Source organism: Streptomyces cyslabdanicus, from assembly GCF_052663305.1.
Genome location: NZ_JBQRUW010000022.1, coordinates 210,863 through 221,418, shown reverse-complemented (window position 1 = coordinate 221,418; position 10,556 = coordinate 210,863). Strand labels below are relative to the sequence as shown.

Here is a 10,556-nt window from a genome sequence, read left to right as displayed (position 1 = left end):
CGCTATAGGGAGGGGAAGTGCCTTCTTTCCCCCTTTTTTTTTCCCCCCCCCCTCCCCCCCCCCCCCCCGCCACCGTCATGTCCGCATACGTTCGTGCCGCTGCGAGCCGCCGGTGCGACGGCGGCTCCCGACACGGGAGACGGGAGATCGGGGGTGCACGCGTGCGCATCGGACTGGTGACGGAGGGTGGCTATCCGTATGTGAGCGGTGACGCCGGACTCTGGTGTGAACGGCTCGTGCGCGGGCTCGAACGGCACGAGTTCGACCTCTACGCGCTCAGTCGCAGCCGACAGCAGGAGGACGAGGGCTGGGCGCCCCTGCCGCCACAGGTCAGCCGGGTCCGCACCGCGTCCCTGTGGGCGGAGGAGGACGACGGGACCGCGTACGGACGCCGTGCGCGCCGGCGCTTCGCCGAGTGCTTCGGGGAACTGGCGTCGGCGCTGGTCGAGGCGAGCGGCGGCGAACTGCGCGAGCCCGGCAGGGCGGCGGGCACGGGTGGCGCCGGAACCGAGGCGGACCGTTTCAGCAGCGCGCTGTACGGCCTGGCCGAACTCGCCCGCGACGAGGGCGGCCTGGCGGGCGCGCTGCGCTCGGAGGCCGCCGTCCGCGCGCTGGAACGCGCCTGCCGCGCGCCCGGCGCTCCGCGGGCGGCGCGCGAGGCCCGCGTCCCCGATCTGCTCGCGGTCGCCGCGCACCTGCGCCAGGCACTGGGCCCGCTGTCGCTCGACTGGTACGAGGACGACGGCCTCGGCGCCGCCGACCTCTGCCATGCGACGGCAGGCGGCACGGCGGCCCTGTCCGGGCTGCTCGCCCGCCACTTCGCCGGCGTGCCCCTGGTGGTCACCGAGTACGGCGTCCACCTGCGCGCGCACTACCTCGCCGCGGACGCCGACGGCACCGCCCCGCCCGTGCGGGCCCTGCTCGCCGCCTTCCACGGCCGTCTCGCCGCCGAGGTCTACCGGCGGGCCGCCGTCGTCACCCACGGCAACGCGCACGCCCGCCGCTGGCAGGAGCGCTGCGGCGCCGACCGCGCCACCCTGCGCACCGTCCACCCCGGCATGGACGCCGCCCCCTTCGCCGAGGCCGGGGAGTCGCCGGAGGCCGCCGACCCGGACACCCTCGTGTGGGTCGGCCGGGTCGGGCCCGCCAAGGACCTGGTGTCCCTGCTGCACGCCTTCGCGGAGGTACGCAAACAGGAACCGAAGGCACGGCTGCGGATCGTGAGCGCGGGAACCGGCTCCGACGGGGCCGCTTACCTGGGCCACTGCCGGGCGCTCGCCGCCCAGCTCTTCCCCGACGAGGCCGAGGGCCCGCACACCGTCGGGGACAACCCGGTGTCCTTCGAGGAGATCGGCGGCCCGGAGGTGCCGACCCTCGCCGACGCCTACGCCTCGGGCGCCGTGGTCGTCCTGTCGAGCGTGGTCGAAGGCTTCCCGCTCGGCCTGATCGAGGCCATGCTCTGCGGCCGTGCGACGGTCTCCACGGACGTCGGCGCGGTCGTCGAGGTCGTCGGCGGCACCGGGGTGGTCGTACCCCCGCGCAATCCGCGGGCGCTCGCCGAGGTGTGCGTGAACCTGCTGCGCGACCCCGAGCGCCGTGCCCGACTGGGCGCCGCCGCCCGCGCCCGCGCGCTCGAACTGTTCACCGTCGAGCAGAACATCGCGGCCTTCCACGGCATCTACCTGGAGGTCGTCTCGCACTGTCCGGTCCAGCGCGTCGTTCTCGACGAGACCGGTGAGCCCCTCCCGTTCGCCGCGCCCGCCGAGGCCCATGTGCCGGGCCGCTGGACCCGGTCCGTGGACCACGCCGCCGCACGCTCGCGCCCCAGCTGGGCCACCGGCTCACCGACGGGATGCGCGGCCCCCACGACCACCACGGAGGCTTCCCGATGACCGGCCCGAGAACCGGCGACCACCTCGGCACCCCGACCGGGCTGGGCGATCCGGGCGGCGGCTTCGGCGAGGCTGCCCCCGACCAGAGCGCCTCCCTGCCCTCCCGGCGCGGTGCGGCCGACCCGGTCAAGGCACTGATGCACCGTCATCGCGAGTTGTGCGAGCGGGCCGTCGATCCCTTGGAGATCGCCGCGCGCCTGGAGGCGCACGGCGTCACCGACCGCGCCGCCGCCCGCTTCCGCCACCGTGACGTCTTCTCACTCGCCGAGGAGATGTACGCCCGGATCAGCCGAGACGCCGAGACACCCCCGCGGCACGAGACCACCGACGTACCCCGGCTGGGTCCCGGCACGGTCGCCTTCGGCCTGCTGCCCGGCGTTCTGTGCGCGGCCGCCGTGGCCGGGCTGCGCCTGACCGAGGGCCGGACCCGGCTGGGTGTGGCCTCGCTCGGCGTCGTGGCCGTGGGCCTGGGCCTGCGCGCCGTGCTCCGCCACGGCCCGCTGCGCGCCGAGCGGCGCACGCCCCACGGCCCGCACACGCCCGGCATCCGCACCAGGACGTGCTGGCTTCTCGGGTACGCCCTCCTCGGCGACGGCCTGCTCGGCGCGGCCGTCGGCGGCGGACCCGACGGACTGCCCGACGGCACCGCGACCGGGGCCTGGCCCCTGACCACCGCCCCCGTGCTGGCGCTCGCCCTGGCCTGCGGACCGGCGGCCTGGACCGCGCACCTCTTCTCCGTGGGGGCCCGGCGCAAGGTGACCACCAGCCGTGGCCTCGAGGAGTTCGCCGCGTCCGTACGGCCCCTGCTGCTCGGCATGTTCGGCCTGTTCCTGGGTGCGCTGGCCGCCCTGCTCGCCGTGTGCGGCGCGGTCCTGGACGAGCCCGCCGGCTACGCCCAGGCCCTCACCCTGGGCGCGCTGCTGCTGCTCGCGCGCCTCCTCACCACGCACGGCTTCACGCGCGCCCCGGCCGTCGCCCTCGGCGCCGCGGCCGCGGCCGAAGTAACCGTCCAGGCCACCGTCTTCACCGCCCGCCTCCCCGGCTGCGGTGCCCTCGCCACCCCGGTCGACACGCTCGTGGCCGCCTGGGGCCCCGGTGGCGTACCCGCCCTCGCCTGCGGCGCCGCCGCCCTGGCCCTCCTCCTGCACGCGACCCGCACGCTCACCCGGGCCTCCGCCCATGCGCGAGCCGAGCGGCAGCCGTGAGGGACGCCAGGCCGGTCCAGGTCACTCCTGGGTGCCCCCGTAAGGCCGCCGCCTCGGGCGCCGCCCGCGTTCCGCCGTCGACCACAGACGCCCGACCCACCGCGTGCCCTCGACCCACCGCGTGCCCCCGACCCACCACCGGAGCCCGTCGCACCACCCCTTAGAAGGAGAACACCAGATGACCACCGCCCGATCCGGAGCGTTCGGAGCATCCGGAGCCACCGGAGCGCACACCCCGGGAGCCGCCCGATGAGGGTTCTGCTGATCGGAGCCAACGGATACCTCGGCCGTTTCGTCGCCGACCGCCTGCTCGCCGACCCGGCCGTCCAGCTCACCGCGCTGGGCCGCGGTGACGACGCCGACGTCCGCTTCGACCTCGCGGCCGGCAGTCCCGGAGCGCTCACCCGCTTCCTGGACGCGGTCCACCCCGGCGTCGTCGTCAACTGCGCGGGCGCCACCCGCGGCGGCGCCCGCGAGCTCACCCGGCACAACACCGTCGCCGTCGCCACCGTCTGCGAGGCCCTGCGTCGCAGCGGCTGCGGCGCCCGCCTGGTGCAGATCGGATGCAGCTCCGAGTACGGCCCCAGCCAGCCCGGCTCCTCCACGGCCGAGGACGCCGTGCCCCGCCCCGGAGGCCCGTACGGCGTCAGCAAACTCGCCGCCACCGAACTGGTTCTCGGGTCCGGCCTCGACGCCGTCGTGCTCCGGGTCTTCTCGCCCGCCGGACCCGGTACCCCGGCCGGCTCACCGCTCGGCCGGCTCGCCGAGGCCATGCGCCGCGCCATGCAGTCCGGCGACAGCGACCTCAAGCTCGGCGGTCTCGGCGTCCAGCGCGACTTCGTCGACGTGCGCGACGTGGCCCGCGCCGTCCACGCCGCCTCCCTCTCGGCCGCGCAGGGCGTCATCAACATCGGCTCGGGCCGCGCCGTCCGGCTGCGCGACGCCGCGGCGACCCTCGCCCGCGTCGCCGGATACGGGGGCGCCCTCCACGAACTCGACGGCCCGCCCGGCGGCCACCTCAGGGCCGCCATCGGGCACCCCCGGACCGATTCGGACCATCCCGCCCCGGTCGCGTACCCGTACCCCGACGGCTGCGGCAGCTGGCAGCAGGCCGATGTGCGCACCGCCCGCGACCGGCTCGGCTGGCGGCCCCGGATCAACCTCGAAGAGTCCCTCGCCGACATCTGGATGGAGGCGGCATGCCGCATCTGACCAGCACCCCCGTGAGCGTCCCGAGCACCGGACTGCGGACCGGACTCGGCGTCCCCGGCTGGGCCCACCCCCTGCTCGCCCCCGCCGAGTGGAGCGAACTCACCCGGCCCGGCACCCCCCTGCACTGGGTCGTCCTCAACGTCGCCGACGGCCCCGGCGTCCAACCCGACCCGCACTGCCTGGAGGCGGCGGGGCGGCTGCGCAACGCGGGCGTCCGCGTCCTCGGCCACCTCGACGCCGCGTACGGCGCCCGGTCCTTCCCCGAGCTGGTCTCCGAAGCGCGGCGGTACCTCGAGTGGTATCGGGCCGACGGCTTCCTGCTGGACCGCTGCCCCGCCGAGCGCGCCGGGCTGCCCGAGGTCCGCCGTACGATCGGCGCGCTGCGGGCCCTGCAGGACGATGCCCACATCGTCCTCGGCCACGGCACCCACCCGCACCCCGGCTACGCCGAGAACGCCGACCAGTTGGTGACCTTCCGCGGCCCGTGGAGCGACTACCGCTGGTCGCAGGCCGCGGAGTGGACCGCCGACTACCCGCCCGAGCGCTTCTGCCACTTCGTGCACGGCCTCCCGCGCGGCCACCTCGACGAGGCGCTGCGCGTCGCCCGCTGGCAGGGGGCGGCGACCCTCTGGTTCACCGACCGCTCCGATCGCGACGGCACCGCCGGTCCCTGGGAGGACCTGCCCGGTTACTGGGACGAAATCGTCTCGCGGGTCGGACGAGGTGTCTCGGAATGAAGAAGGCCGTGGCAGTGTTACCAGGAGAACAACCGTAGTGTTTGACCGACCAACGGAGTCCCCGTGTCGCTGCCACCCCTGGTCGAGCCGGCTCCCGAGCTCACCGTAGACGAGGTCCGCAGGTACTCCCGCCACCTGATCATCCCCGATGTGGGGATGGCCGGGCAGAAGCGGCTGAAGAACGCCAAGGTGCTCTTTGTGGGTGCCGGCGGCCTGGGTTCGCCGGGACTGATGTACATGGCCGCGGCGGGCGTCGGCACGCTCGGCATCGTGGAGTTCGACGAGGTGGACGAGTCGAACCTCCAGCGCCAGGTCATCCACAGCCAGTCCGACATCGGCCGCCCCAAGGCCGAGTCCGCGCGCGACTCCATCAAGGGCATCAACCCGTACGTGAACGTCGTCCTTCACCAGGAGCGGCTCGAGGCCGACAACGTGAAGGAGATCTTCAGCCAGTACGACCTGATCGTCGACGGCACGGACAACTTCGCGACCCGGTACCTGGTCAACGACGCGTGCGTGCTGCTGAACAAGCCGTACGTGTGGGGTTCGATCTACCGCTTCGACGGCCAGGCCTCCGTCTTCTGGTCCGAGCACGGCCCCTGCTACCGCTGCCTCTACCCGGAGCCGCCGCCCCCCGGGATGGTCCCCTCCTGCGCCGAGGGCGGCGTCCTCGGTGTGCTGTGCGCGTCCATCGGCTCCATCCAGGCCAACGAGGCCATCAAGCTCCTGACCGGCATCGGCGAGCCGCTGGTCGGGCGTCTGATGATCTACGACGCCCTGGAGATGCAGTACCGCCAGGTCAAGGTCCGCAAGGACCCCGACTGCGCGGTCTGCGGCACGAACCCGACCGTCACCGAGCTCATCGACTACGAGGCCTTCTGCGGCGTCGTGTCCGAGGAGGCCCAGGCGGCGGCCGCCGACTCGACGATCACTCCGAAGCAGCTCAAGGAGTGGATCGACGACGGTGAGAACCTCGAACTCATCGATGTCCGCGAGCCGAACGAGTTCGAGATCGTCTCCATCCCGGGCGCCCGGCTGATCCCGAAGAACGAGTTCCTCATGGGCTCCGCCCTGGAAAGCCTCCCGCACGACAAGAAGATCGTCCTGAACTGCAAGACGGGTGTCCGCAGTGCGGAAGTCCTTGCCGTGCTGAAGTCCGCGGGCTTCGCGGACGCCGTACACGTCGGCGGCGGCGTGATCGGCTGGGTCAACCAGATCGAACCGCACAAGCCCGTCTACTGATCACCCTCCACTGATCACCGTCCTCTGATCAAGTGACTCATTGACCAGCGGGACTGACGAAGCCCACGGCACCGACCAGGTCGGTGCCGTGGGCTTCTGTCGTCGTCGGCCGGCGTCGGACAGCCTGTCCACTCGCGCGAGCGACCTGGCGGCGGCGCGACGGGCCCGACTGACCGCCAACACGCCTCCCCCCTACGCGGCATGGTGGGCCCCGGTAGCAGGCATTACTCACGGATTCGGGTTGGCGCTGGCTGCCGGACCCCTTCTCCACCAGGCGGACGGTGCGGCCGGGAAGCTCGCGGTACTGCTCGCTGCGATCGCGACGTTGTCCGCCTTCCCCGTCATGTGCGCGGTGCGGGTCCTCCGTATGCGGGTCCGTGCCTGGCCGCCGCGTGGAACCACGGGGCAGCGCCTGCTCCTTGAAGGTCTCCCGGTGGCCACCTACGGGGTCGCCGCTCTCGTGTTCCTCGCGTTCGGCTGGACCGTGGGTGCGATCGCCCTGGGAGTACTGGGAGGAGGCTCTCTGTGGTGGCGAGAGGCCCGGAAGGACGCTCTCCGCTCGGAGTCGCAGGCGACGCTGAAGACGTTGGGGCACGCGGAATGAACCGTGCCGTGCCACCGGAGCTGGACCCGGTCATTCACCATCCGACACGGCTGGCCATGACGGCCTTCCTCGCGGGGTGCGCCGAAGCCGAATTCGCCGCGCTTCGTGAGTACTGCCAGGTCTCCGACGCGAGCGTCAGTCGTATCGCAACCGCCCTGGAGGAGGCCGGGTACGTCAAGATCCGCAAAGGAGCGGTCGGCCGCCGTCCACGCACGTGGCTGTCACTGACATCAGCCGGCCGTACGGCTCTCAGGCGTCATCTTGCCGCGCTGCAGGCCATCGCCGAGGCGGCACAGGCGGCAGGCGCCGAAGCGAGCGATGACGCCGTGGCGGTCAGCCCTCGCTGCCCGAGGCCCCCGCCGTCGTCATGAACAGACCTTGCCGTCCCTGGGTACCGTGCCGTACAGCAGATACGCGTTCACCGTCGAGTCCACGCAGTCGCTTCCGTTGCCGTAGGCCCCGTGGCCCTCGCCCTTCCAGGTGAGTTCCACACCGACCCCCTTGCCGAGTTCGTCGGCCATCCTCCGGGCGCCCTCGTAGGGTGTCGCCGGGTCGCCCGTGTTGCCGATCAGCAGGATCGGTGCCGCGCCCGGCGCGCTGACCCGAGGAGTGTCGTACTGGCCGGGCACCGGCCAGTCATGGCACCAGCCGGCCGTGTCCCAGGCCATGAAGGCGCCGAACACAGGCGAGATCCTCTCGAATTCGGGCAGCAGCTCCCTCGCCTGCTCCGGCGTCGGCCGCTGCTTGGAGTCCAGGCAAGATATGGCCCGTTGGGCGTGGGTCGTCGTGCCGTAGTGGCCCGAGTCGTCACGGTCGTTGTAGGCGTCGGCGAGGGACAGCAGCCCCGAGCCGTCGCCCTGTTCCGCCGCGGCGAGGGCACTGGTCAGGGCAGGCCAGCCGCGTTTGCTGTAGAGCGGCAGCGCGATGCCGGTGACCGCCAGACTCTGCGTCAGCTTCCGTCCGGAGGAGGTGGACAGCGGCTTCGCGTCGAGTCGCCGCAGCAGGTCGGCGATCTTCCGCGAACCGTGCCCGGGATCCTGCCCGGTGGACTTCAGGTAGGCGTCCAGCGCCCGCTGGAAGCCCCTGGTCTGGTTCCGCGCGTGGCCCACGGAGTCCGCGGTCGGGTCCACCACCGCGTCCAGGACCATCCGCCCGACCTCCCGCGGGAACAGATGGGCGTAGACACCGCCGAGTTCGGTGCCGTAGGACATGCCGAAGTAGTGGAGCCCGGCGTCGCCGAGGACGTGGCGTATCAGGTCCATGTCCCGGGCGGTGTCGGTCGTCGAGACATGGGCGAGCAGCTTCCCGGCCGCCTTGCGGCAGCCCTGGCCGAAGTCGGCCGCGTCCTGGAGGTAGGCCCGCTCCTCCGCCGCGGTGTCCGGTGTCACGTCGATCGCCTCGGCGGCCTCGATCCGCCGGTCGCTGCGGCAGCGCACGCCGGAACTCTCGCCGGTCCCGCGCGGATCCCAGCTCACCAGGTCGTACCGCTGCCGAAGGGCGGTGACCTGAGAGGCGTACGCCGGCAGCGCGGCCACGCCCGAGCCGCCGGGGCCGCCGAAGTTGAACAGCAGGGAACCGGTGCGGTCCCCCGTGGCCTTCGCGCGGATGAGGGCCAGGCCGATGGTCTCGCCGTCCGGCCGGGACCAGTCCAGCGGTGCCTTGAGCGTCGCGCACCGCCACTCGTCTCCCGGCGCGGGGGAGTCGGCCGTGGCCCCGCAGCGCCCCCAGTCGAGGCGCTGCGAGGTGAGCGAGGAGGGCAGCCGCGCGGGCGCGGACTGGCTGCCGGCCGGTGGCGCCGGTGCCGGAGTGGCCTTTCCGTCGTTCGCGCTTGGGCCGGCCGGCCCGCCGCCGCACCCGGTCAGCAGCACCGCGGCGGCGACCCAGGCCGCCCACTGCGTCAGACGCGCCATGTGCTTCCCCCCTCACAGGCTCTCCGCGGATCGTCCGCGGGGAGCGTTCAGGCCATGGTAGGCGGATCCCACCACCCTCGTGGGAGCCTGTGGATAACCATCTGACCTGTGCTTTTACCGGTGAGATGCGGGCGGACGCGGCCGTCGTCGGCGACGAGAGGACGATCCCTGCCGACTATGCGCACACCGTTCCGGCCGGTGGCACCTTTCCGTCGAGCAGATAGCTGTTCACCGCGTTCTGCACGCACGGGTTCTTGCTGTCGTACGCGCCGTGTCCCTGGCCCTGCCAGGTGAGTTCGACGCCGACACCCTTGCCCAGGGCTTCCACCATCCTCTTGGCGCCCCCGTACGGGGTCGCCGGGTCGCCGGTGTTGCCCACCACGAGGATCGGCGCCGAACCGTGCGCGCTCACGTCGGCGTGGGCGGCCGCGCCCGGCACCGCCCACTGGGTGCAACTGAGCATGCTCCAGGCGAGGAAGTCCCCGAACACCGGCGACGCAACCCGGAACTCGGGCAGCTTCTGCCGCACGAAGTCGGCGGTGTACCGCTGCTTCTGGTCGGCGCAGTTGATGGCGGTGTTCGCGGCGTTGAGGTTGCTGTACTGGCCGTTGGGGCTGCGGCCGTTCATCGCGTCGGACAGCAGCATCAGGATCTCGCCGTCGCCGGCGTAGGCCCGCTGGAGCCCTTCGGTGAGCGGGGCCCACAGCTCCTTGGAGTACAGGGCCTGGGCGATGCCGTTGGTCGCGGCGGTGCGGGTCAGCCGACGGGGGAAGATGCCGGGGATCGGGCTGCCGTCGAGCTTCTTGAGCAGAGCGGCGATGCGGTCCTCGACATCCTGGACGTTACTGCCGATCGGGCACTTGGAGCTCTTCGAGACGCAGTCCTTCGCGAAGTTGTCGAGGGCGAGCTGGAAGCCCCTGGCCTGGCCGAGCGAGGTCTGCTCGGGGGTCTTGGTGGGGTCGACGACCCCGTCGAAGACGGCGCGGCCCACGTGCGTGGGGAACAGGTGGGCGTACACGCCGCCGAGTTCGGTGCCGTAGGAGATCCCGAAGTAGTGGAGCTTGGCGTCGCCGAGTACCTGGCGGATCAGGTCCATGTCGCGGGCGGCGTCGGTGGTGCGCACATACGGCAGGATCTTCCCGGAGTTCTGCTCGCAGGTGGCGTTGAACTCCTTGACTTTGTTCACGAACGTGGCCCGCTGGGCGGCGGTCTGAGGTACCGCGTCCTGCTGGAAGTACTGGTCGAGTTGTGCGTCGGTCTTGCATTTCACAGCGGCGCTGCGTCCCACCCCGCGCGGGTCGAAGCTCACCAGGTCGTAACGGGTGCGCAGTTTCGTGTAGTCCTTGGCGATCGCGGGCAGCGTGGTGACGCCGGAGCCGCCGGGGCCGCCGAAGTTGAAGAGCAGCGAGCCGATGCGCTTGCCGGGCCCGGTCGCCTTCGCCCGGATCAGCGCGATGTCGATCGTGTCACCGTGCGGTTTGCTCCAGTCCCGCGGCGCCTTCAGAGTGGCGCACTGCCACTTGCCGCCGCCCGGCGGCGGTGAGGGTGCCGCCCCGGCGCCCTCCGACGCGGACGGCGCCGGGCAGTCCTTCCAGTCCAGCCCCGGGTCCGTCGACCCCCCGCCGACGGAGAGTCCGCCGCAGCCCGCCGTCAGGGCGCTCAGCAGGACGGTGGTCGTGGTCAGGGCGGCGGCGCGCAGCCCGTGGCGCATGTGCATGAACCCATCCTCACGCCGCCGACGGCCTCCCGCGCGG

Annotated in this window: 9 protein-coding genes; 7 read left to right on the top strand and 2 right to left on the bottom strand. The window is 72.7% G+C overall.

All coding sequences use genetic code 11. The features are described from left to right. Positions 1–161: 161 nt before the first annotated feature. From ACTYVM_RS15035 to ACTYVM_RS15005, 7 genes are all read left to right on the top strand, one after another. Positions 162–1,892: a DUF3492 domain-containing protein gene (locus tag ACTYVM_RS15035; RefSeq protein ID WP_445526432.1), complete on the top strand. Its 1,731-nt coding sequence runs from the start codon at positions 162–164 to the stop codon at positions 1,890–1,892. Beyond that, positions 1,889–3,097, top strand: coding sequence for a hypothetical protein (locus ACTYVM_RS15030; protein WP_445526431.1), 1,209 nt, complete (start codon positions 1,889–1,891; stop codon positions 3,095–3,097). Before ACTYVM_RS15035 ends, ACTYVM_RS15030 begins: the two co-directional genes overlap by 4 nt. Before the next feature lie 249 nt (positions 3,098–3,346). Then, entirely contained in the window at positions 3,347–4,309 is a 963-nt protein-coding gene (locus ACTYVM_RS15025) for an NAD-dependent epimerase/dehydratase family protein (RefSeq protein WP_445526430.1), read from the top strand. Beyond that, the gene (locus ACTYVM_RS15020; RefSeq protein ID WP_445526429.1) at positions 4,297–5,046 is read left to right on the top strand and encodes a spherulation-specific family 4 protein; all 750 of its coding nucleotides are present in this window, start codon (positions 4,297–4,299) and stop codon (positions 5,044–5,046) included. The genes ACTYVM_RS15025 and ACTYVM_RS15020 overlap by 13 nt, the downstream gene beginning before the upstream one ends. A 63-nt stretch (positions 5,047–5,109) precedes the next feature. After that, a complete protein-coding gene (gene moeZ / locus ACTYVM_RS15015; RefSeq protein WP_400028993.1) occupies positions 5,110–6,288 on the top strand; it encodes an adenylyltransferase/sulfurtransferase MoeZ in 1,179 nt (392 codons plus the stop codon). Between the two features lie 241 nt (positions 6,289–6,529). Further along, a complete protein-coding gene (locus tag ACTYVM_RS15010) occupies positions 6,530–6,892 on the top strand; it encodes a hypothetical protein (protein ID WP_445526428.1) in 363 nt (120 codons plus the stop codon). Positions 6,893–6,900: 8 nt separating this feature from the next. After that, positions 6,901–7,263, top strand: coding sequence for a transcriptional regulator (locus ACTYVM_RS15005; protein WP_445526427.1), 363 nt, complete (start codon positions 6,901–6,903; stop codon positions 7,261–7,263). Here ACTYVM_RS15005 and ACTYVM_RS15000 read toward each other — a convergent pair. Together ACTYVM_RS15000 and ACTYVM_RS14995 are read right to left on the bottom strand one after the other, a co-directional pair. Then, complete coding sequence (locus ACTYVM_RS15000; RefSeq protein WP_445526426.1) at positions 7,258–8,802, bottom strand: alpha/beta hydrolase; 1,545 nt, start codon at positions 8,800–8,802, stop codon at positions 7,258–7,260. The two genes, ACTYVM_RS15005 and ACTYVM_RS15000, sit on opposite strands and share 6 nt — an antisense overlap. 175 nt (positions 8,803–8,977) lie before the next feature. After that, positions 8,978–10,519: an alpha/beta hydrolase gene (locus tag ACTYVM_RS14995; RefSeq protein ID WP_445526425.1), complete on the bottom strand. Its 1,542-nt coding sequence runs from the start codon at positions 10,517–10,519 to the stop codon at positions 8,978–8,980. Positions 10,520–10,556: the final 37 nt, after the last annotated feature.